This window comes from Micromonospora tarapacensis (assembly GCF_019697375.1).
Lineage (GTDB): Bacteria > Actinomycetota > Actinomycetes > Mycobacteriales > Micromonosporaceae > Micromonospora > Micromonospora tarapacensis.
Map to the genome: position 1 here is coordinate 1,058,711 of NZ_JAHCDI010000003.1, position 21,806 is coordinate 1,080,516.

Genomic DNA, 21,806 nt, shown 5'->3' on the forward strand with positions numbered 1-21,806 from the left:
TATAGGTAGCTATCGGTAGCGCAGCCACACTGCCGAATTGTCGCCAGCGAGGTACGTACGTAGCCGATGGCCCAGCGTCTGCGCCACTTCGGGTCTGCCAGGGAGTTTGTCCATCACGCTGGTCACGAGTTGGAGTTCGCGCACCTCTCGTAGGAGCGGCCAGGACGATGACGTCGCGAGGTCGAAGCCGTAGACCTCGGCGAACCTCTCGTACGGCTCGGTGGGGTCACCGAAGCGGGTGGCGCTGTGCACCAGGGGGACCAGGTCCCACTCGCGCGGCCCGATTGCCAGTGAGTCGAAGTCACACAACCGGCCCGCGAGGACGTTGCCCACGTGGGCGTCACCGTGAACGACGCCGATCGGCAGTTCCCAGGCGGCAGCCGCAACGCGGGGCTCCAGGTCCTCGCAGCGCGCGTGGAGTCGTGCCACGAGGTCGTCGAGAGATAGCTCGACTTCTTGGGACGCCCACTGTTGCGTGAACCGCAGTTCGTCGGCGGGGAGGCTGGCGAGCCCGGCCAGTCGGCGTCGGGCCGTGGCGACGGGCGACCAGCGCGGCAGGAACGACGGTGTCTCCGCGATGGCGTGCAGCCTCGCCAGCGGCTCGGCCAGCTCAACGGGATCAGGGCGGCGCGCCGGATGAGGTACGTGATGCCAAATCGTGGCCACCCACTCGTCCACCACCACTGGCTGCTCGACGCTGATGTCAAGTTCGACCGTTGGCACCTCGTGCTTCGTGAGTAGTGCCATTGCACGGACGACCCGCTGTGCCCGCTCTCGCGCCACCTCGCCATGCGAGAGCCGCAGCACCCTGTCACCGATCCGGTAGACCGCGTTGATCGTGTACCGCATGAGATGCGCCTCGCCTGAGGCGAGTCCGGCCTGCTGGCGGACGGCGTCGAGTCCCCGCTGGATCTCGTCGGCAGCCTCAGCGGTCAGGGTGGTCGACATACCCGCCAGGTTAGGTCACGCGGCCACCCGTGCCCGGATGGCCGTCACCACCTCCGCCAACTGCTTGTCTTGGCGCGGTTCGATGACGTCCGCGACGTCGCTGAGCCGGTCGAGCAGCCGGCGGGATCGCACATGCCGCGCGGCATCCAGGACTGCTTGGGCGTGGGGTGCGACCTTGTCCTGTTCTCCGAGAAGCGCGTATCCCAGCGCCATGGTCACGTGGTCGAACGCGCCACTGCGTGACGTCTCGGTTCGCCGTTCCAACGCCCGGCCGGCATGGGTCAGCGCAAGGACGGCGTGTTGCTCGCGGTACTGCGAGTAACGGGCTAGAGCGGAATGGACGACTCCTGACATTCCTTCCAGGTCGGCTGGCTCGCAGAAGAACCGTGTCCATTGGGGTGCTTCCGCGGTGTCGGCTCTGCCGATTTCGTCACGAGCGCGCGCCAGTGAGTCACGCATCGCAGGCGCGTTTCCCATTCTGGCGTGAGCCCAGGCGATGTTCGCGTGCAGGATCGCAACCGAAGTCAGGCAGTTCGAGTTCGTGGCAACGATCTGGCCGAGCTGGAACAGGTGCAACGCCTCTGCGGGGTTGCTCTGGTGGATGCTGACTCGGCCGAGGCGGTAATAGGCGTCCGCCATCAGCGTCGAATCACCCGCCTTTTGGGCGTAGACGAGACCTTGCGCGAGATGGCGACGCGCCTCCATGTGTTCACCCAGGTCGTGGGACATCCACCCGACAAGATTGTGCAAGTCCGCCAGCTCGGTATGTAGCTCGGCAGACAGTTGGGGAGTTTGGCAGCGGCTACGGGTGAGACAGCTCGCCCATGCCAGGTAGCCGCGTGCCGAGTCGCGACATGAGCCACCGCCGTATGCGGCATCCAACTCTCGATGTCGTTGAGTAATTTCTCGCACGGTGGCGATGGCCTCCCGATTCACGACCTCCGGCACTGAGAGGGGCCGATCACCGGGCCGAGGAAGCCACACTTCAACGTTCGGTGAACCGCCAACGGCGAAGCCGGCCAAGGCGGCAATGAACTGCTTCCGCTGCTCAGGTTCACTTAAGGGCAGCGGCTCGGGATGATGTTCTTGAGCCGGTTCTGTCCCGTATCCGAGGCCCATCAAGGCGCGCGGTATGCCCAGTCCCTCTGCGATTCGCACGAGGACGTCGTACGCCATGACCTGCCGGCCGCGGGTGATTTCGTAGACCTCGGATGCAGCGAACCCAGCAAGTTCGGCGATACGGCGTTGTGTCATGCCGTGACGCCGGTTCAGCAGCATAAAGATTTGACCTACGTCCCGACGTGCCAGGGCACTTCGCATCGCCGGCTCATCCCACCACGACTGATCAGGGTGCGTCATCTGCGAAAAGCGGTCCACGTTCACGACAGCCCCATCGACGGAGGGAAGTGAGAGCAGCATAACCGGCAGTCATCGCCCAGCCACCCCACTCGCCAACGCACCAGTCAAGGCGACTAGTCGCGCTAGTCGTCCGCCGCAGCCCAGGCTAATCCGGGCGGCCTGACCTGCCGCGCGGGTTCCATGCCCCCGGCACCAGTTGCCATGGTCAAACCGCTTCCACATTGGCCCCGACCCCCTCGATAGGCCGGGACTCGTCGGAGGCCACGAGCGAGCCGGGTGCAGTGCCCGCCGACCCATTCGGCACCGGCCACTGCGTCCCATCGGTCAGGTGCGCGGTCGGTGCCGGGGAGGGCCCGGCCGCGCATCTCAACCCACCCAGGAAGGTGAAGGCAGTGCGCGTCAAGTGGTTCGTCCCCAGCGGTGAGGAGTCGTTCGACCCTTTCGGCCTCGGCGGTGAAGGGGCGGCGCTGTACGGCGGCTGTGGCGAACCAACGCTCGACGGCCGCAGCGACGACACCGCCGTGGCAACTGATCTGGCCAGGCATTGCCAAACCCGTCGGGCGAGCCCAGAACGGCCGACGCTAAGCAGCGGCCCGGGGCAGCGCTCGGGACGGGGAAGGGCGCGGCCGTGATCCGGAGTCCTCAGCCCCTCCCCGAGGTCGCGGCTGGCACGCTGCTGCGGCTCGATGCGAACGATTGGTCCTACGGCCGTGACCTCACCCCCGGCACCGCAGTAGTTGTCACCGTCGTTGACGTTCGCGATCTCCCGAACCGCAGCGACGAGTGGATTTGGATCCTCGGCCACCGTCCGGAGTGCGACTACCCACACGTCGACCGGCACCCGCCGTGCATGGAGATACGGGTCAGCGTGGCCGCGCTGCACCGCCGGCTACCCACTTCATGACCAGCACCGACGACGGCGACCGCCCCGTCGACCGCTTCGAGGCGGCGCGCAACACGGCGCTCCAGCACCGCGACGGCGGCACCTGCTTCCACTGCCAGCACGACAGGTGTGGGCAACACGCCTGGGCGATCGAGGAGCTGGCCCGCCACCCCGGCGGCCGGAAGCTCCTTCGGCAGCTCGGGTTTCCCATCTCCTCTGACGAATCAACCGAGGAAGGTCAGCCGCGGTGAACACCCCACCCTCCGGCGCATCCAACGATCACGCACCCCACCTGTACGAGCATCGGGCATCAGTGGAGCCAGTCCGGCCGGTACGCGCAGTCGGCAGCGCCGCCGCCCACAGCACCACGCGTCTTGCCGACGAGTTCTTCTATCTGGCCCACGACGACCAGACCGGCCGTCCGCGCCTGTTCGAGTCGGCGACGGCGCACGGCTTGGCTGCCGCGTTGTTGGCCGAGCTGTACCGGGAGGGTCGGGTCACGTTCGAGGGCCGGCATGTGCGGGTGCTCAATGCCTCGCCGCCGAAGGATTGGCTGCAACATGTTGTCCTGGACCGCTTGGTGGCCGAGCCGCGTCACACGGCGACCCGGACGTGGCTTTCGTTCCTCGCCACCACCGCCTGCGAGCAGGTGATCACCCGCATGTGGCAGCTCGGGCTGCTGCGGCCGGAGCAGGTCGGTCGGCTGTGGCGGCACCGCACCGTCTACGTCCCCACCGACGTGAACAGGGCCGCCTGGTCGTGGGCACGGCTGTCCTTCCAGCTGCGCAACTACCACCCGCTGACCGCCTTCGACCAAACCCTTGCGGGCCTGGCGCTGCACACGCAGCTTGATCCGATCCTGCTCGACGGCACACCCCTCGCTGTCCGTGCGTTCCTGCGCCACCAGGTCGACCAGGTCCCTGCCCCGCTACGCGATCTCCTCGCTGACCTCGGTGCCGTCGTCGGCGGTGCCGTGCTGAGCCACCGCACCTCCTGAATGCGGCCACCCCTATCCCATCCCTCTTCGCTGAGAGAGAACCGATGTTGCACTCGAAACCCGACACCGTGTCCGCTGTCCTCGCGCGTGGGCGGCTCGGTATTCCGTCGGTGGTGTTCTTCGTCATCGCCGCCGCCGCACCGCTGACCGTCGTCGCCGGTGGCGCGACCACCGGGTACGCGGTCACCGGCGTCACCGGCATCCCCGTCGCCTACCTACTCGTGGCGGCCGTGCTGGCGCTGTTCGCGGTCGGCTACGTGGCCATGTCCCGCCGAATCGTCAACGCCGGAGCCTTCTACACCTACGTCACCCGAGGACTCGGCCGCCCCGCCGGCGTCGGCGCCGCCATGGTCGCCCTCCTCGCGTACAACGCGATGCAGATCGGGTTGTACGGCGGGGCCGGGGCGGTCACCGCGCAGTTCCTCAACGACCGGTACGGCTGGCAGCTCACCTGGTGGATCTGCGCCCTCGCCGTCTGGGCCATCGTCGCCGCGCTCGGGGTCGCGCGGATCGACCTCAACGGCAAGGTTCTCGCCGTCGTCCTGGTCGCCGAATGCGTTGTCGCGTTGACCTTCGACGCCATCATGGTGACCCACCCCGCCGACGGAACGGTCGCCTTCGACACCCTCGCCCCGTCGCACATGTTCGCCGCCGGGATCGGTGCCGCGTTGGTCACCGCGATCACCGGATTCGTGGGCTTCGAGGGCACGGTGGTGTTCTCGGAGGAGACGAAGGACCCGCGCCGCACGATCGCCCGCGCCACCTACATCGCCGTCGCGGTGACCGGCCTGCTGTACGGGCTGTCCGCGTGGGCGATGTCGGTGGCCACCGGCCCCGACCGCATCGTGGCGACGGCCCGCACCGACGGCACCGACCTGATCTTCAACCTGGTGTCGCCGTACCTGAACCAGAGTGTCATCACCGTCGCCCGGGTCCTGTTCATCACCTCCCTGCTCGCCGCCCTGCTGTCCTTCCACCACACCGTGGCGCGGTACCTGTTCGCCCTCGGCCGCGAACGGGTGCTCCCGGCGGCGTTCGGTCGCACCAGTCGGCGGACCGGCGGGCCGAAGGTCGGCTCCCTTGTCCAGAGTGGGCTCGCCTTCGCCGTGCTGGTCGGCTACGCCCTGGCGGGGGCGGACCCGATCGTGCACCTGTTCTTCTGGATCACCGTCACCGGCGGCCTCGGCGTCCTCATCCTCATGACCCTCACCTCCGCCGCCGTGATCGGCTTCTTCGCCCGCACCACCCATGCAGAAGGAGCGTGGCGGTCGGTGATCGCACCAGGCATCGCCGCGCTCGCGCTCGGCGGGATCCTCACCGTCACCCTGCGGGAGTTCGACACCCTCCTCGGCGTGGCAGCGGACTCGCCGCTGCGCTGGGCGTTCCCCGCCGCCTACGCCGCCGCCGCACTACTCGGCATCGCCTGGGCACTGACCCTGCGCGCGACCGCCCCCGACGTGTACGCGGCGATCGGTCTGGGCGCGGACAGCGACACCGGACCGCTGCGCGCCCCCGATGTCGTCCGCCAACCCGCCTGACCAAGGAGTTGCTGTGACCGTCCCCAACAAGAACCTGCTCGTCCGCCCCGCCACCGAAGCCGACGCCGGACCACTGATCGCCGTCCTCGCCGAGGCGTTCCACCAAGGACCCATCGCCGACTGGCTGATCCCCGATCCAACCGACCGCCGCACCGTCTACTACCGGTACTTCACCGACGCCTTCCACCACGGCCTGACGCACGGACAGGTCTACACCGCCGCCGACCAGACGGCCGTGGCCATCTGGTACCCCCGTCTCGCACGCACCTCGACCGACACGGGCGGACGGCTGGAAGCGCTGGAGCACATCGCCGGAGTCTATGCACCGAAGTTCGTGCTGCTGGAGGAGATGTTCGACGCCTTCCACCCCGACGACCCGCACCACTACCTCGCCTACCTCGCCGTCGACTCGGCACAGCAGAACCGCGGTATCGGCGCTGCGCTGCTCGCCGACTACCACGGTCGCCTCGACGATCTCGGCCTGCCGGCTTACCTGGAAGCCACCAACATGCGCAACCGGCGGCTCTACCTGCGCCTCGGCTACACCGCCGGCCCCACCATCGTGCTCCCCACCGGCGGGCCTGTCATCTGGCGAATGTGGCGCGGCACCCCCACCAGCAGCGGCCGGACCCCGTTCCCGCGCACCCTGCCACGTCGGCGGCCACTGTGACCGCCGCCCCCGTGATGACCACACCGATCCGATCCGCTGAGGCCGGCGACGTGGCCACGATCGCCGCGCTGCTCACCGACGCCGTCGCCACCGACCCGGTAGCGCAATGGCTCGTCGCCGACCCGGTCGAGCGGCAACACATCTTCCACGGCTTGCTCACGATGGAGGTCGACCATGCCGTGGAGTGGTGGCACGTCGACATCGCCCTCGACATGACGGCCGTCGCCGTATGGCACCACCGCCCAACGCCACAGGCGGCACTGCTGTCCGACTACCACCTGAGCACCTTCACCGGCCGACACCTACCCCGCTTCCAGCAGCTCCACGCCCTGGCCCGCCGGTACCGATCCGGTGCCCCGCACCACTGGCTCGCCTGGCGCCCCACTGCCCAGCTCTAGCGACCCCGGCCTCGTCGTTTGCCTTCACCACAGAGCCGTGTCCCCGGCCCGGCCCGCGACGGCGGGCGGTCTTGATCGGCGCGTGGAGGTCGACGTGGATAGGCCGGGGTGCCCGACCGGACACCACGACGAACGCTGTCAGGAGGAACCACGCATGACTGACCAGCCATCCACGCGCCGCACTGTCGAGGTTGACGCTGACGTGTACGACGTGTTGGAGCGCACGGCCGCCAACCGAGACACCGACGTCAACGGTGTGCTGCGCTACCTGATCGAGGTGCCGACGCCCCGGGCTGCTGCCGACGACGATGACTGAGTGCGCGCAAGACAGGTCGCCCGGCCCGCCATGGCGGGCCGGGCGACACCCGTCAACGCTCGTGCCGTCTAGCCGCTCGAAGCGACGGCAGCGGCGAGCAGGCGTTGGGCGGTGCGCTCAGTGATGTCGAGTTGCCCGGCGAGCGTCACACCGAGCCCGCGCCGATCCTGCCCGGCGGCGTCGGCCTCGGCCAGCAGCGTGATAGCGGTGTGGAGCCGAGGGTCGTCGGCGTACGGGTGCGGTTTGCGGGCACCGGTCGTGCCGGGGGTCCGGCCGGTGGACTGCCGCCCGGTGCGGGCGTCGGCGACGGCCCACACGGTGCGCCGGAACCACAGGCGGCGGATTCGGCCGTCTGGCAGATGCTCGACGCGGTCCGGATGGTGGAGCAGGGTGTCGGGCAGGTTGCGGTACGAGCCGTAGCCGAGGATCCTCGCCGCCGCGCCGGAGCCGAGGAGATCCTCCGGGTCGCCGCGGCGGTCGACCTTCGTCAGCTCGGCGCGTTTCGCCACCAGGTGGGCGGTGTGAAACGCCTCGATGTCGTCGAGCCAGAACCACTGCCCACCGTCATGCGGGAAGCCGCGCGGGAAGCCGAAGCGGGCGCGGTGGCGGTGCCAGTGGTTGACCGTGGAGTACGCCGCGCCGGTGTGCGCGGCGACTCCAATCCGGTCGAGTGCGGTCCGTCCGTCGATGACCTGTCGTGCCACGCCGTTCATCCTCCCTCCGGACAGCTGGTCACGTCCGCGTGGTCGAGGTGAGTGTGGCTCGGGCCGTAGGATCGCCCTACGCCCGGCTCGGGTAGAAGCGGCCCTGTGGTCCGCAGGTGGCCCGAGTAGGCGAGGTGGCCGGTCGGGGTCGCAATGCACCCCCGGGTGCGCCCGCCGGCCACCGACCCACCCGCTTACCTCGGCGGACGCAGCACCTTCCACGCCACTTGCGCCATTCGGTCGATGCGCAGCGCGGCCAGTTTCGCGCGGGTGGTGGGTTTCAGCGCGTCGTACACGGTCAGGATCGCGGCGGCGGTGGTCGCGTCCACCAGCGCCCCGTCGATCTTGCGGCACGCGCCGCGCTTTGCCTCCCGCAGCAACGTGATGACGCGGGGGTCACCCGCTGTCGCGTCGTCGGGGAGGGCGTCGATGTCGGCCAGTCCTTCGCAGTCGGGGCAGGTCACGAGGTGCGGGTCGTCGGTGACGCGGCTCAAGGGCACGCCGTCTGTGCCGCAGACTGGCCCCATCCGGCGGCGGGCCTTCGCGTGAGTCAAGGCGGGCCACCCGTGCCGCCCGGTGTCGGTGGTCATGGTGCCTTCTCCGGCTGGTGGGTCCAGATGCCGAGCGGGTGACCGGGGGCGATCCGACCTCGGCCGGGGGCGAGGGTGTCGAACACGTCGGCATACCGTTCGTGGAGTTGGCCCCGGGTGCGCATCAGGTGTTTGCCTCGGCTGAGCTTCGCGGGCAGGGACTCGACCACCCGGCCGATCAGCCCATACAGGTCCCGGGCCTCGACGAGGTCGGCGCACCCCTGGCATGCCGACCAGCATTCGCCCCACGCCTGGGTGAAGGCGTGCTCAGTGTCGGTACGTCGCACCCGCGCCGCGTGGTGCCGAGACTGGTAGTCGCCCACAGCGACCACCCGGGCGGTGACCCGGCGGGCGTCGGTGACCTGGTTCGCGCACCGGTAGACCCAGGCCGCGTCGGGTGCGGAGCAGAAGTCGCACTCGATGATCGGATCGGGAATCTCGGTGATGGGTACCGGCTCGGGCCGGTGGTCACTTTGCTGGCCGCGCTGCTCGGCCGCGTGCAGATACTCGACGACCACACCGAGGTTGTTGAAGCGGATGTTGAGCGCGCGACGGCAGCGGCGGCAGTAGAACGACTCCGGGACCGGCGCCCTGCTCGCATCACGGGCTGCCGCCTGGGGGAGGCGGGCGGATTCCTCGGGGTGTGGGGAGTGCGGTGGCATCACTTGTCGCCTCCGTCCTGGTGGCGGGGGTGCTGCGGCCACGTGGGATCGGCGGGGTCGAGGGTCAGCCCGAGACGCAGACTCGCGAGGTCGACCACCCGCCGCAGCAGGCTTGCCGTTCCGCTGCTGAGGTCGGCGTCGTAGTCGTGGGCGATGCGGCAGGCGAAGCGCAGCGCCACGCACGCGGCGGTGAGCGCGGCCTCCATCGCGGCGCGGTCGTCGGCCCGGGTGGCTCGTTTGACGGTCGCGGCCGGGTAGGTGCGCTCGTCGCCGTTGGGGAAGCGGAGGGTGTAGCGGCGGGCGTGGGTGGTGTGTGGGGTGGAATAGCGGACGTGGGTGACGGTGCCGAGGCGGTATTCGACTGGGTCGGTCGGCTTGATCACCCGGGCGGTGTCGCCGTACTCCAGGGACCGGTACATCAGGACTCCGTTCAGGGGTGAGGTCTAGCTGGTGGGGTGGTCGGTTTCGCCGCCGCCGTTGATCTCGAAGGCGATGAGGCGGTCGTCGGTGTCGGTGGTGTCGGCGTGGAGGTAGAGGTCATCGGCGCGGCGTTTCACGCCGATGGAGACGCCGTGCACGTCGAGCACCACGTAGCCGGTGCGGTCTCCGGGTTCGCCGGGGTAGACGCGCAGGTTGAGCCGGCCGATCACATCGGCGCACACCGGGTCGACCGGACCGAGCAGGGCGAGCGCGCCCGCGAGGTGCGGGCCGTTGAGGGTGCGTTGTCCGTCGCCGAGGCCGTCGGTGTTCTCCGGCGGATCAATCGGGGGCGTCATGCCGGCCTCCCTTCGTCGGTCGCGGGCTCGTCGGTTGCGGGCTCGTCGCTGGGCGGGGTGGGTGGGAAGGCGGGGAGGATGCTGGCGAGGGTGCTGCCATCCGGGTCGTCGGTGATGGCGGCGCAGGCGATGAGCGCGACTGCGGCAGCGGCGGCTTGCGCCGGGGTGTACCGCACGCGCACGGTGCGGGTGCCGTCGGGGGTGGTGGCGCGGACCTCGACGCGGCCTCGCTGGCAGGTGGCGACGGGCAGTCGCTCGTCTGGCACCGCGTTGACGGTGCCGTGCAGCGCCTCGAGGAGTGCGGCGCGTAGGTGCTCGCGGCGGCGGGCGGCAGTGGCCTCCCACCTCGATGCCGCTTTCTCGTGGGCGGCGCGGTCGTCGCCGGTGGCGACCGCCGCGCGGGCGTGGAAGCGTTCGGCGTTGCCGGTGGCGTGAGCGAACTCGGCAGCGAGGTCAAACAGTCGGTCTGGATTCATGCGGGTACTCCGTAAGCGAGTCGAGGGAGTGTCGCCTGGGGTGCCGAGCGGCCGGGGTCGGACCGGGGCCGCGCGGCACCTGTCGCGGCGGTCAGGGGTGGGCGGCCGGTGGTCCGTCGGCCCGGTCGGGGGTGGCTGGTGGCCCGGCGGTCTCGTTCGTGGGGAACGGTGGGGCGGCCTTCACGTGGGGCAGGCCGGGGTCGAGTTTCTGGCCGATGCGGTCGAGGCTGATCGCCCCGTACGCGGTCAGGTGCGCGCCCACGGCGAGGGCCTGCGCGCCGGTGAGTAGCACGACGAGGCGACGGGCTTGGCTGTCGTGGACGTGCAGCTCGACGTGGCCGTTGGTCAGTGGCCGGACGGGCAGGAACCGCTCGACCTGTGCTCCTTCGGGGGCCGTCGCCCAGATCGCCGAGCAGAGTTGGTCCCACTGCTCGCTGCTGAGGGCGTCCCACTGCTCGGCGCGAGTGCTAAGGGTGGCGTGTTCAGCCTGGGTGGCGGAGTGTTCGGCCATCGCGTGGGCGACCTCGGCTGCCGCGAAGTGGGCACAGACTCGGTTGGCCAGCGCGATCATCGAGGTGGCCGTCGGCGCCGGTGCGTGCAGAGGCGTAGCGACGGGCGGGGCCGTAGCGGCTGGATCCGCTTTTGGCGGGGCGGCAGCGGCGGGCGAGGTGGGGACGGATGCGGTACCGGTGGCGGGGTGTCCGCCGGTACCGGGGTCGGGCGCGGTGGCCCGGCCCCAATGCCGGCCCACCTCAGACCGCCAGCAACTCGAACGCGCGGGCCTTGAGGTCCACACCGGCACCGGTCAACGCCCGCGCCGCCCGAACACGCTCGGTCTTGGCGGGGGCGAAGTGGTCGACGTACTCGGTGATGGCCTGGTAGCCGGCCCACCGGGTGCCCTTGATCGCCTTCTGCGTGTCCGCGTCACGGATCAGGTACCGCAACGTGTTCGTGCGCTGCTTCGCGTTGTTGCGCGCCACGTCGGAGGCGTCGTCGGCGAGGGGCCAGACCTGGGCGACGATCTTCTCGAACTCGCCCATGGTCAACGCTTCGTTGATCATCTTTTCGGCTTCGGTCTCGAAGTCGGCGAACGCGCGCCACATCAGGCCGAGGGCCTGCCTCGCCTCGGCGATCTTGCTGGTCACGTTCGAGGTGTGCCGGAACGTGTACGAGCTGCGCGACCGCTGGTAGGCGAGGGCTTGGGTGTTCGCGCACACGATCCGCACCGGCGTGGCGTCAAGGCGCAACGCGGCGGTGCCGTCGTGGGAGGTGGTGGCCGCCAGGTAAAGGTCCATGTCGTCCACCCCGGCGATCCGCATGGCCTGCGGCAGCTTCATGGTGACGAACACCGAGCGGCCCTTGCGCATGGAGCCGGCGGTCTCGAAGTGCGCGCCGGAGGCGTCGACCAGGAGGTTGAGGGTCTCGGCGACCTGCTCGTTCTGGACCACGCTGTAGTCCTCACCGACCACGCCGAGGTACTCGGTCTCACCCGTGGCCGGGTTGGTGCGCACGGTCATGTACTTGTCGGGGCAGTCGACCTTCGTCACACCCTTGTCGGTGACCTCGATGCCCTGAAGGGCGATCTTGCGGACCTCCCACCCGCCGAGCCACGCCTTGCTCATGACCTCCTGCGCGGTCATGCACGCGTCGGTGACGGTGCCGAGCTGATGCCAGGCGGTCAGCCGTGCGGAGGCGAAGGCCGTCTGGCCGTTCGCGAGGGTTTCGAGTTCGTGTGCCACGGTGGCACCCCTTCCCAGTTGTGGTGTTCGGGTGGGCGGCGCGGCCGGGGGGTCGCAATCCCCCGGACCGTGCCGCCAGCAACAATGTTTCCTACCTCTATGGGTCGATCAAGGCCATCGGGTGGAGTCGATGGAGGTTTCTGCGGCGAATCTGACGCCTGCCGCGCGGGTGTGGCCTACCGGGTGTTGGTGGCCGGGCGTAGCCGCCCGTCCGGCCCGTACAGATAGGTGTGAACGGTTTGAACGGGGCCGGCAGGTACACGGTGAACCCGTGTTCGGGGATGAACCGGCTTCGGTATTCGCGGGTGATGCCCAACAGATACCGGTCGCGTCTGTCCCCGTGCGGCCCCGGCGGGATGATGCCGCCCCGGGCCGGTCGGCACGGGCGCGGCGGTGCCGACCAACGCGAGGTGCGGGCACAGCGACAGGGCGGCGGTCATGCACACTCTTATCTCGACAACCAGCCGGATCCTGACGGCTGAGCCGGCTCTTTCGATTTCGAGCGGTTGGTTCCCGATGGTTTAAGGAGGCAGCACAGGCGCCGCAGCAACACTGATTTGGGCGGTCGCCTACGCTATCAGCGTGGATCGTGACTGGATGCGAAAGCAGTTGGAAGCCTTCGATGACCTCGCCAGCCGGTACGAGAGAAGTACGCGTCCCAGCGACTACATCGGCGATCCAAGTCTTTATGATCAACTCCACAGAGCCGAACCCACCGTCAAGCAGATCCTGTGCCGACTCGATCCGAAACTCACTGAAGATCTCAATATCGACCAGTTGGCCGGCACGGCTATGGCACGCAACGAGATCCAACGTGGATTAGGGATCCTTGCGGATATGGACGAGTGGGCCTCCCGGCTCGCTCCTGATGCGCCGGCACTACCCGCTGACCGACTCCATCCATGGGTTTGGGATGCTGCGCGCACTTTCTGGGAGTCGCAGCACTACCGTGCCTCCGTTCACGCAGCCGCCAGTGCCATCAACGCACATCTACAGCAGAAGGTCGGCCGCCGAGACGTCGCCGATGACAAGTTGGTGCAAGAGGTGTTCAGCGACAGACCGCCGGAGGCAGGCAAGGCGCGATTGCGCATCCCGGGCGACCCCAACACTCCTACGGTCCAGAGTCGCCAACGCGGGGCGCTCCAACTCGGTCTCGGTTGTTTCTTCGCGATCCGCAACCCTGCCGCTCACGAGACCGTCGAGTGGACCGAGCAGGAGGCGCTAGAACAACTGGCTGCGCTCAGCGTCTTCGCCCGCCTCGTCGACGGCAGCCGGGTCGAGAAATAAGCCAACGGCGCGGCAGCGACGCTGCACGGCGAAGACCTCGTACTCTATTGGCAAAAGTATTGTCATGGTGAGTCGAGCATTCGCACGCCAAAAATGGCCTCTCTGTCGGCCCAGATTGTTGAGATGAACTCGGGGTGTCCCGGCGGGTCCGAGTAAGGCATCAACTCAGCCGCCCTCGGGCCGCCGAGGAACGCCACCCAATACCCCATCGGCTCACCGCAGCAACGAGCACCGCCGTTCGACGGCTAGACGGGTCGAGACGGTGGTGTTGATCGTGGTGAAGTCCACGTGCGACCCGCCGCCCGTCGGGCCCGGGTGGATGTTGACCGGTGGGATGGGTAGGCCGCGCCGCGCGTCGTGGGGACACGCGGCCAGCGACGGCGGGATGTCGGGCCGGTCAGCGGGCGGGCCGATGGGCCCGGTCACGACGCACCGGCCGCACGATCGGTCCGGGCGTCGGTCACGGTGACGTGCGGTAATTCCGACCGTGGTACCGCGTGTGCCTGTTCCCATTGCGCCTCGGTCAGGCACAGGGTCTCCGGTTCGAGGTTCGCACCGGTCAGCGTCACGGCCATGACGCCCGCCTCGTCGGTCGAGTGGAACACGGCCACCATGTCGCCCTCGGCAACCATGTACACGCGCGCCTCGTCGGCGAGCCGCGACATCAAGGCGGTACGGAGGTGCTCGGCCAGCCACCGGCCGACCACCTCCGCCGGGTCACCGGTCAGCGTGCCGGTGTCGTACGCCTCGTCATCGAGCCAGGCGAGGTGATCGGTGACCGTCCAATCGGGGTGGATGAGCCATGACTGCCGGACGGCCTGCCAGATGGTCAACCGTGCCGGTGCTGGTGTGACGTTCGGGTCGGCCGGTTGTGAGCCGTTGGGGCCGGGCATAGCGGGGTGCCGTCATGGTGGGACGTGGCCGGACGCGCGGCGAACCCGTCGAGGGGCCAGCGACGCGGCGGCGCGGGCCGGGCGGGTTCGCCGCATTCGGGGCAGCGCAGCGACCCCGGCGCGACCGTCCGGCCGTGGACGTGGTGGGCATGGCCGTATGGGGTGGTCATGGTCCGTTCCTTCCATAGCGCTGATGGATGGGCGTGCGGGTGCCGGGGCCGGGCGTGGTGCCCGGCCCCGGCAGGGCGGTAGGTCAGGCCGCGACCGGCGCGGCGGTGGCCTCGTCGGTGCCGGCCTCGTCACCGGCGGGCGGGGTGGTGTCGGTCTGCGGTGGGGCCATGAACGCGCGGACCTCGGCGTTCGGGGCGGGCGGGTTGTCGGCGAGGGCGTAGGTTTCCGGGGCCTCACGGGTCAGGGTCAGCACTCCGAGCCCGGTCAGCTTGTCCATGCCGTTACGGACCGCACCGGGGCTGCGTCCGCCGATCTCACGGGCGACGGTGCCGGGGGTGACGTCGTGGCCGGGGCCGAGGTCACGCATCAACGCCTCGACCCGGTTACGCAACTCGTTCTTGCCCAACTTCGCCGACCCGTCGCCGTTGATCTCACCGGTGGTGCGGCCGGTGCCGGTGGTGCGGCGGGCCGAAGGGCGACGGATCTTGCGGGTGTGACCGCACGTCGGGCACGTGGAGTGCGTCGGGGCGTTCGCCGGGTCCACCGTGGCGAGGTCACCCTCGCCGATCACCCACAACTCGTCGCCGTCCTCGGTAACCGGCAGCCGACGAGCCGCACCGGCAACCTCCATCGCGGCGAGGATCGTGTCACCCACAGCGACCGACAGGCCGCTCTCGTCGATCGCCGCGTCGGCGGTGATCCCGTCCGGATGCCCACCCAACACCCCCGCCATGATCAAAACTTTGAGGTCGGGCTGACGCGGGCCGACCGGTGCCCCGGACACGGGTGCGCCGGACACCGGGGCCTCGGGCAGGGTCGCCTCGTCGGCCGTGTCCGGCGTCGCGTCCGTGCTGGCCTCGCCGTCGGCCGCGTCCGGGTCGGTCGGAGGGTGTCCTCGGCCGTCGGCTCGTCGGCGGTGGCCGGGCCGTCGTGGTCGGCGGTGGGCTCGTCGGCCGCGTCCGGCGTCGCGTCCGTGGTGGCCCCGTCGTCGGCGGTGCCCGTCGCCGGGCCGGTGGCCGGGGTGTCGCCGGTGGGCGTCGGCTCGTCGTCGGCGCTCGGGCCGGTGGTGGCCTCCCAGGTGTCGGCGCTCTTGCGGTTGCCCTTGGCCAGGTCGGAGGTGCGGGTGGCGGTCCCGGCGGCTTCCATGGCGGTGAGCGCCTCGGTCACGACCGGAAGCGGCAGGTTCGCCGTTCCGGCCAACTTGCGGGCGGTGACGCCGGGGTACTCGCGCAGCGCCTCGGCGACGGCGGACCGGGCCTCGTCGCTGCCGGGGGTCAAAACGATGTTCGCGGTCATGGCAATACACCTCCACAAAAATGGGGTCGACAAATAGCGGCTCCGCGTACGCGTGATGCGTATTGTTTGCGGTTCCGCCGGGGCGGTTTTTGTTGCCCACGTCCATGGACGCTCGACGCCCAATGGTTGTCAACCCCGCCACCCAAGACTCTTTACCAGGCCGACACCACGCCGCTTCATTCCTCCTTTTCTGAAACCCCTATCGCCGCATGGCACGCCATTAAACGGCCCGTATTCGCCGCTGCGCCACGTTCGCCGCACCTCCCTACCTGACATAGGGTGGGCACGGCACCGGCCGCACACGCCGCCTTACGGGGTACCGGTTTTCGGGGGGTGTCCACGATGACGTCCGTTCGGTGGGCCAGACGGGCGGCGGTCGCCGCACCCCCACGGGACCGTATTCATATGGTGCGGGAAATCACTTCACGGCTTTACAGCGCTACGCCTTTTTGGCGCATGAACGGCACCGGGTCAACGGCGTTGTTGCCGCCTTCGTGGATCTCGTAGTGCAAATGGGGGCCGGAGGAGTTTCCGGAGCTTCCGACGTGGCCTATCGGTTGTCCGGCGATCACGGTTTGCCCGACCGTCACCGTCGGTTGCCTGACCATGTGGCAGTAGCGCGAGACGATGTCGCCGGAGTGCCGGAGGTCGGCGTACCAGCCGCACCCGCCGAGGCCGGGGTATCCGTCGCTGTCACACGGCATCGGCCCGCCGGTCGGTTCCCACGACTCACCGCCGACGTTGCACCGCACGCGCACCACCACGCCGCCGGACGCGGCCCGGATGACGGTGCCTTTCGGGGCCATGATGTCGACTCCGTGGTGGCCGGGCCGGTCGGCGGTGCGGAAGCCGGAACCGGCCGTGCCCACCACGGGCCGGGTCCACCCGGAGGCACTGATCGGCGTACGGTCGCAGACCGGCAGCGTCCCGCCGGTGTACGCCGCGACGATCTCGGTTGCCCGCGTCTCGTGTCGGGCGTAGGCGTCCGGGTACGCCGACCGTTGCACCTCCTTGCGACGGGCGCTGTTGGAACAGCCCCAACGAGTCGTGATCGTTGTTCGGGCCGAGGTGCCCGTGGTTGATCAACGAGGATTCCTGAAAGGCGGTGGCTATCGCGATCATCCACCCGCGCACCGGTACCCGCATCCGCTCCCCCACGGTCACGATCACCAAAGCGTTACGGGCCTGCTCAGCCGACAACCCCGCCGGGACCGCCCCCGCTACGGCGACCGCCCCGACGCAGCTACCCCCGCCCCCACCACCTTCGGATACGGACGAGACGACACCGGCGGTAGCGGAGGTGAGCAGCAGCACTCCAGCTACCCCCGTCGCGACCCACAGGGCTACCCGTCCCACGACGCATCACCTCCGCCCGATGCGGGCAGCTCGGCCAAACTCACCCGGTCGGGATGCCCCACCATGCGCCACACCGGCCCAGCCGGGCCGCCGGACGCCGCAGCGTGGTCGGCGGCGGCGGTGGCCACAATCAGCCCGTCCAGCGCTCCGGCCCGCCGAAGGTGGGAGTGCAGGTTGGCCTCACGGGCGGCGGTGGGCAGCCAGAACAGCACCGGATACGCGCGGCCGGGCGGTAGTGCGGCGTAGCCGGTCAGCTTGCCCACCACCCCGGGCAAGGGTTTCGGTACCGAGGTCGACCTCGGCCCAGAACGGCAGCGTTCGGCCGTTGTCGGCCCACACGCCGTGCCCGTCCGGGCGGACCAGGTTGCCGCACGCCTCCCGGCACCGTGCCTCATTCCACCATCGCACCAACCGTGCGCCGGGGTGGGTTCGGGCGTGAGCCGTGAGCGCGACGAAGAACCTGTTCACCGTCACCAGGTGCGCCAACGTCGGAGACATCGCGAGCAGGGCCGTGGCGTCGCGCACAACGGCCGGACGCGGCAACGCCTCACCGCGCCCGGCAGCGAGCAGGGCCGCACGACCGGGCCGAGGGGTCCACCGCCAGGCTTGCGAGCCGGGACGCTGGTAGTGCCGGAACCGGTCGAGGATGTCTCGATCATGGAGGGTGTTGAGCCGGTTGCGGGCACGACCGACGGAGCCGAACGCGAGGTCGACGAGCTGATCGGTGGTGAACGTTCGGTGCTGGTCGAGCAGGTCCAGCAGGAGCCGGTCTCGGGGAGTGAGCCGACCGAGTTCGGCGGCCACCACGGACGCCGTCAGGCGGAGACTGCCGGTGGCAGATGTGCGGGTAGGAGGGATATCTCTTATCAGTCGGTTCCGTTTCACCGGTCCTCCTCACCCCCGTTGGCGTGCGCGTAGGGCGTGTTCAAGGGGGCGTGTTCACCCGGCTGTTCGTGGTCGTTGCGTTCCTCGTTGGATCGCTCGTTAGAACTCTCGTTAGACCGCTCGCCCTGAACAGCGAAGGTGTTACGACCCACCAGATCCGTTCCCGCAGCGTCGACCGAGGCTGAGGGTTTTGCGGTGGTCATCGAGGAATGTCACGTGCGCGCGGGCGGCCTCTTCCAACGCCGGGTGCGGCAGTCCCGGGGCGGCGGTGAGGAACCGGTCGGCGAGGTAGGTCAGGTCGATCCGCTGCGCCCGTACCACGATCTGCGCCGGGCCGTCGAGGCTGTGTAGCCACCGCGCGAACCCGGCCACCAAACCGTTCTGCTCGCCGGGCGTGCGCAGCCCGAACGCCACCGTCGAGGCGGCGACCAGCCCGGTGGTGCCGTCCGACCCGAGGTCGATCAGCCCATCGACGGTGATACCTTGCGCGGGCAGCCGCAGCGGGGCGGGCAGCGGCAGCCGGTCACCCGACCCGGCGGTGGTCTGCACCCACGCCGGAGCCGAGATCACCGGTCCGTCGCCCGGCACGAGCCGACGCGGACTGCGACGGTGCCGCAGCGCCGCGAGGCCCCAGATGTCGAGGCCGATGCCGTCACGGCGGCCGACCGCGAGCAGAAACGCCACAGCGGCGGCCGGCATCGCACCCGCGAGAAACACCAACGGATGCACGAGCGTCGCAACCGCCGTCCACGCCGCATAAAACAGCAGGCCCGTGACAGCCAGGATCACCAACTGCCGTCCCGACATGCCGAACGCGATCCGATCAGCGCGCTCGATGTCTGCGGGCACCCGAGCCCGCATCGGAGCCTCCTCGGTGTGGCGGTTCACGGCTGATCACCCCTGGGCGCGCAGGCCGAACCGGCGGCGGGGAAGGAGGCCGTCCGGGGCGGACGGCGGACGGGTCCGATGCGCTGGTGGGTGCGGACGGCCTTGCGGGACGAGGCGTGGACGGGCGGAGCGGGGACGGTGCCGCCGACCGGCGACCGTCCGGGGACGGCGGTACGGACGGGGACTGCGGACGTGGACGGGGGCATGCCGGTCGCCGTGGCTCGCCGGGCGGCGGCGTTCCCCGCTGGTGGGGTTCGCGCGGGTGTGCCGCTGGCGGGTCGTGCGGTCGGGCTGGCACGTCGCGCGGCCGTGGGGCGGGTAGCGGGCGTGGAGCGTCCCGGTGTGCCTCCCGGCGGCACCGCCCCGGACCCGTCCCGCGCGGTCCGAGTACGGGTTCCGGAGGTGGCCTGGGCTGCGGAGAACACCGGTGTGACTGGGGCGGGTGGCCGGCGCGCTCTGCGGCGCTGATGCGGCCGAGAACGCCACCGCCGGTGCCGCACCGCTGCGCGCGGGTCTCGGTGTCGTCGTCACGGTGTCGCTGAAGGCGACCCGGGCCGGCGGCGCGGCCGGGGACGGCGGACTCGGCTGAGGCGGGGCCGGGTGGGAGAACTGCACCGTCGGGACACCTGCTGACGGCGGTGCCGCTGGTGTGGACGGGGCCGTCGGGTGGCTGAAGGTTGGGGCGGCGTTCGTCCCGGACGGCACCGGCAGCGGCGTGTGGACGGCCGGTGCGTGGCTGAACGCGGCCGGTCCCGGCGGGGACGGCGGGACGGGAACCGGCCCCGGACGAGGCGGACGAGGCGGACGGGGCGGACGGGGGCCACCGGGCAGCGGACGGGGACCGGGCGGACGGGGTGTCGTCCGTCCGGCGGTCCGCGCCGCGTTCGCGCCGCCGAGGATGCCGGCCGCCGCGCCGATCGTTTTGATCATGATGAAGGCGTGGAGGAGTTGCCCGAGCAGTCCTCGGCTGTTGCGCTGGCCGAGTGGGCCGAGGACGAACTGTCGCATCCAGCCCGGCAGTTTGATCAGCAGCCACAGCATTGTCAGGCAGACCACGATGCCGAGGAGGCCGTGCCCGGTGGCGGGTATGCCCATGACGGTCGGTCCGGCGGGGGTGAGGAACACCTTGACGGCGGCCATGACGACGATGGCTTGGGCGAGTTGCAGGCCGAGGCAGGCCAGCGTGCAGCGCCACCACAGGTGGGCCACGCCCTCGGTGAGCGGGCTGGCGTGGCAGATCAGCGCCGCCGGGGCGACACCGAGCAGGATGACCAGCGCCGCCAGGCGCAGGACGAACGTGAACTCCACGACGAGGCACATCACGATCACCGCGATGGCCAGCAACGCCATCAAAAACCCGCCGCCTCGTAGGGCGTCGTCCACGGTCTGGCGGATCGCGGTCGCGGCGGTCGGGCCGTCGATCGTGTTGCCGGCGATAGCGACGGTGAGCGCGTTGGTCAGCTCGATGGCCTTCTGACCGATGATCAGGCTGCAGTTGGCCAGGACCACGCCGACGGCGATGCGGGTAGCACCTGCTTGAGGCCGTAGGAGGTTTGCAGGGTCTCCCGGGCGGTGACCAGGAACCCTCCGGCGACGATGAACAGCACGATGATGCCGTTGGCGACGATCAGGCTGGTCGTCCAGATCGCCTTCACGTGCTCGTTGACGGTGAGGTCCGGGGTCGACAGCCACGATTCGCCGAGGGCTTCCATCACCGGCTGCAGGGCCTGCTCGGCGGCCCAGGCGACCAGGTCCACGACGGCCTTGCGGATCTGACCGCCGATGTCGTACCAGGCTGGATCGTCATCGACTCCCTGCGACGGCGGTCCGGGAGTTGGGGCGGGGCCGGGCGCGGGTGCCGGCGTGGGCGGCTCGGACGGTGACGGCTCGGCCCCCGGTGGGCGCACGCCCGGGTCGGGCACACCCGGCGTCGGTGTGCTGGGCGGACAAGGTGCCGGGCTCGGCTGTGCGTGGGCCGGCCCCGCGAAGGCGAGGGCCAGGCCGGCTAGAAGCATGACGCCGAGCCACAGCAGCGCCATCCGCCGGAGAACCGGGTGGGGTCGGATCGACAGAGCGCCCATCACGCCACCCACGCGCCGACGATGGTCACGAACAGCGGCGCGAGCAGCGCTAGGGCGTAGCCGATCGCGGCGGACCGCAACGCGAGCTTGGCCTTCTCGACCTCGCCGGGATCGCCGTTCGTGGCCAGATAGCGCAGGCCACCGACGGTCAGGAACAGCGTGGCGACCGCGACGAGGATGCCGACGTGCCAGGCACGGATGTTGTTGGCGACCTGCTGGATGGACTCGGCGGCCAGCACCACCGAGGCGGGCTCGGCCGCGTGCGCCACGGTCGGCACGGCGACGAGGGTCACCGCCACCGCGGCGGCACCGAGCACCACCAGCCCGAGACGGACCGTACGAGAGACGTGTCGACGCAGGCGAGGAACAGTCAGCCGTCCCCGCCTGCCCGCCCCGAGGCAGCAGGGCTCCGCCGCCTCGGGACGCGGGACAGGACGATGGTTCATGGGATCGGACACCTCCAAAGACGCACGCCGAGGCAGCCCCAGGCGGGGCACGGGGTGTGCGAGTGGGCGGAAAAAGAAGTGCGGGACCGGGCGATGCGCGGTGACCTGTGGTGCCGACCGGCGTGGCCGTCCTCCTCACCAGATGGCGGATGGGCCGGGGACCGTGCGGGATGTCAGCGCCGTCAACGGGTCCGGTCGAGAACAAGGTCACCTGCGGAAAAGTCCCGCACTAGGGGATTACAAATCCGGACCTTGGATTGGAAGCCCCGCTGCGCGCCGACCTCGGCACCCTGCCCTACGCCGAGGGCTTGAACAAGATCATCGACGGGTTGAACACGTAGGTCAGGGCCGTCGAGACGCTCTCCGTTGGTGCCACCTTGGCCGGCAGGGGACCGCGACGGAGCAGTGACCGGTTGAACAAGATCGCTAGCCGGGTTGAACAAGATC

Annotated in this window: 23 protein-coding genes and 4 pseudogenes; 7 read left to right on the plus strand and 20 right to left on the minus strand. The window is 69.9% G+C overall.

All coding sequences use genetic code 11. The features are described 5' to 3' along the window. Positions 1-9 precede the first annotated feature (9 nt). Together KIF24_RS05885 and KIF24_RS05890 are read right to left on the minus strand one after the other, a co-directional pair. Entirely contained in the window at positions 10-948 is a 939-nt protein-coding gene (locus KIF24_RS05885; RefSeq protein WP_221083080.1) for an aminoglycoside phosphotransferase family protein, read from the minus strand. Positions 949-963: 15 nt separating this feature from the next. After that, on the minus strand, positions 964-2,331 hold the full coding sequence (locus tag KIF24_RS05890) for a helix-turn-helix domain-containing protein (protein WP_221083081.1): 1,368 nt from the start codon (positions 2,329-2,331) through the stop codon (positions 964-966). An 876-nt stretch (positions 2,332-3,207) separates the two neighbouring features. On the opposite strand from KIF24_RS05890, the gene KIF24_RS05895 reads away from it, so the two are divergent. The 6 genes from KIF24_RS05895 (at position 3,208) to KIF24_RS05920 (ending at position 7,109) form a co-directional block, all read left to right on the plus strand. Next, positions 3,208-3,441, plus strand: a complete 234-nt coding sequence (locus KIF24_RS05895) for a hypothetical protein (RefSeq protein ID WP_221083082.1) — start codon at positions 3,208-3,210, stop codon at positions 3,439-3,441. Further along, the gene (locus tag KIF24_RS05900) at positions 3,438-4,187 is read left to right on the plus strand and encodes a GOLPH3/VPS74 family protein (protein WP_221083083.1); all 750 of its coding nucleotides are present in this window, start codon (positions 3,438-3,440) and stop codon (positions 4,185-4,187) included. Before KIF24_RS05895 ends, KIF24_RS05900 begins: the two co-directional genes overlap by 4 nt. Before the next feature lie 44 nt (positions 4,188-4,231). After that, positions 4,232-5,725: an APC family permease gene (locus tag KIF24_RS05905; protein WP_221083084.1), complete on the plus strand. Its 1,494-nt coding sequence runs from the start codon at positions 4,232-4,234 to the stop codon at positions 5,723-5,725. A gap of 13 nt (positions 5,726-5,738) precedes the next feature. Then, positions 5,739-6,395, plus strand: coding sequence for a GNAT family N-acetyltransferase (locus KIF24_RS05910; protein ID WP_221083085.1), 657 nt, complete (start codon positions 5,739-5,741; stop codon positions 6,393-6,395). A 14-nt stretch (positions 6,396-6,409) separates the two neighbouring features. Continuing rightward, a complete protein-coding gene (locus tag KIF24_RS05915) occupies positions 6,410-6,793 on the plus strand; it encodes a hypothetical protein (protein WP_221083086.1) in 384 nt (127 codons plus the stop codon). Positions 6,794-6,947: 154 nt separating this feature from the next. Next, a complete protein-coding gene (locus KIF24_RS05920) occupies positions 6,948-7,109 on the plus strand; it encodes a hypothetical protein (RefSeq protein WP_221083087.1) in 162 nt (53 codons plus the stop codon). 68 nt (positions 7,110-7,177) lie between these two features. On the opposite strand, the gene KIF24_RS05925 is transcribed toward KIF24_RS05920, so the two are convergent. From KIF24_RS05925 to KIF24_RS05960, 8 genes are all read right to left on the minus strand, one after another. Next, positions 7,178-7,822 carry a hypothetical protein gene (locus KIF24_RS05925; protein ID WP_221083088.1) on the minus strand — a complete coding sequence of 215 codons (645 nt, stop codon included), beginning with the start codon at positions 7,820-7,822 and terminating at the stop codon, positions 7,178-7,180. 185 nt (positions 7,823-8,007) lie between these two features. Further along, complete coding sequence (locus KIF24_RS05930) at positions 8,008-8,403, minus strand: hypothetical protein (RefSeq protein ID WP_221083089.1); 396 nt, start codon at positions 8,401-8,403, stop codon at positions 8,008-8,010. After that, positions 8,400-9,065 (minus strand): hypothetical protein, encoded by a 666-nt coding sequence (locus KIF24_RS05935; RefSeq protein WP_221083090.1) that lies wholly within the window; start codon positions 9,063-9,065, stop codon positions 8,400-8,402. The genes KIF24_RS05930 and KIF24_RS05935 overlap by 4 nt, the downstream gene beginning before the upstream one ends. Continuing rightward, a complete protein-coding gene (locus KIF24_RS05940) occupies positions 9,065-9,484 on the minus strand; it encodes a hypothetical protein (RefSeq protein ID WP_221083091.1) in 420 nt (139 codons plus the stop codon). The genes KIF24_RS05935 and KIF24_RS05940 overlap by 1 nt, the downstream gene beginning before the upstream one ends. Positions 9,485-9,508: 24 nt before the next feature. Then, on the minus strand, positions 9,509-9,841 hold the full coding sequence (locus KIF24_RS05945) for a hypothetical protein (RefSeq protein WP_221083092.1): 333 nt from the start codon (positions 9,839-9,841) through the stop codon (positions 9,509-9,511). After that, on the minus strand, positions 9,838-10,317 hold the full coding sequence (locus KIF24_RS05950) for a hypothetical protein (protein ID WP_221083093.1): 480 nt from the start codon (positions 10,315-10,317) through the stop codon (positions 9,838-9,840). The genes KIF24_RS05945 and KIF24_RS05950 overlap by 4 nt, the downstream gene beginning before the upstream one ends. A 91-nt stretch (positions 10,318-10,408) precedes the next feature. Beyond that, a complete protein-coding gene (locus KIF24_RS05955) occupies positions 10,409-10,888 on the minus strand; it encodes a hypothetical protein (RefSeq protein ID WP_230414905.1) in 480 nt (159 codons plus the stop codon). A 181-nt stretch (positions 10,889-11,069) separates the two neighbouring features. Further along, positions 11,070-12,056 (minus strand): DUF932 domain-containing protein, encoded by a 987-nt coding sequence (locus KIF24_RS05960; protein WP_221083095.1) that lies wholly within the window; start codon positions 12,054-12,056, stop codon positions 11,070-11,072. 582 nt (positions 12,057-12,638) lie between these two features. Here KIF24_RS05960 and KIF24_RS34320 point away from each other — a divergent pair. Next, complete coding sequence (locus tag KIF24_RS34320; protein ID WP_221083096.1) at positions 12,639-13,343, plus strand: TIGR02391 family protein; 705 nt, start codon at positions 12,639-12,641, stop codon at positions 13,341-13,343. A gap of 128 nt (positions 13,344-13,471) precedes the next feature. Here KIF24_RS34320 and KIF24_RS05970 read toward each other — a convergent pair. The 10 genes and pseudogenes from KIF24_RS05970 to KIF24_RS06010 form a co-directional block, all read right to left on the minus strand. Then, positions 13,472-13,769, minus strand: a pseudogene (locus KIF24_RS05970) (hypothetical protein); the annotation flags it as partial. Continuing rightward, entirely contained in the window at positions 13,766-14,176 is a 411-nt protein-coding gene (locus KIF24_RS05975) for a hypothetical protein (RefSeq protein ID WP_230414907.1), read from the minus strand. The gene KIF24_RS05975 and the pseudogene KIF24_RS05970, both read right to left, overlap by 4 nt. Before the next feature lie 313 nt (positions 14,177-14,489). Then, positions 14,490-15,140 carry a hypothetical protein gene (locus KIF24_RS34940; protein ID WP_407939881.1) on the minus strand — a complete coding sequence of 217 codons (651 nt, stop codon included), beginning with the start codon at positions 15,138-15,140 and terminating at the stop codon, positions 14,490-14,492. A 2-nt stretch (positions 15,141-15,142) separates the two neighbouring features. Continuing rightward, positions 15,143-15,703, minus strand: a complete 561-nt coding sequence (locus KIF24_RS34945) for a hypothetical protein (RefSeq protein WP_407939882.1) — start codon at positions 15,701-15,703, stop codon at positions 15,143-15,145. A 431-nt stretch (positions 15,704-16,134) separates the two neighbouring features. Continuing rightward, a pseudogene (locus tag KIF24_RS05985) lies at positions 16,135-17,059 on the minus strand (M23 family metallopeptidase). Continuing rightward, positions 17,047-17,863 (minus strand): annotated as a pseudogene (locus KIF24_RS05990) (replication-relaxation family protein). The pseudogenes KIF24_RS05985 and KIF24_RS05990 overlap by 13 nt, the downstream one beginning before the upstream one ends. Positions 17,864-18,142: 279 nt before the next feature. Then, a pseudogene (locus KIF24_RS05995) lies at positions 18,143-18,805 on the minus strand (PrgI family protein); the annotation flags it as partial. A 33-nt stretch (positions 18,806-18,838) separates the two neighbouring features. Further along, positions 18,839-20,341, minus strand: coding sequence for a type IV secretion system protein (locus tag KIF24_RS06000; protein ID WP_221083097.1), 1,503 nt, complete (start codon positions 20,339-20,341; stop codon positions 18,839-18,841). Continuing rightward, positions 20,317-20,913 carry a hypothetical protein gene (locus tag KIF24_RS06005; RefSeq protein ID WP_221083098.1) on the minus strand — a complete coding sequence of 199 codons (597 nt, stop codon included), beginning with the start codon at positions 20,911-20,913 and terminating at the stop codon, positions 20,317-20,319. The genes KIF24_RS06000 and KIF24_RS06005 overlap by 25 nt, the downstream gene beginning before the upstream one ends. Beyond that, on the minus strand, positions 20,913-21,359 hold the full coding sequence (locus tag KIF24_RS06010) for a pilin (RefSeq protein WP_221083099.1): 447 nt from the start codon (positions 21,357-21,359) through the stop codon (positions 20,913-20,915). Before KIF24_RS06010 ends, KIF24_RS06005 begins: the two co-directional genes overlap by 1 nt. Positions 21,360-21,806: the final 447 nt, after the last annotated feature.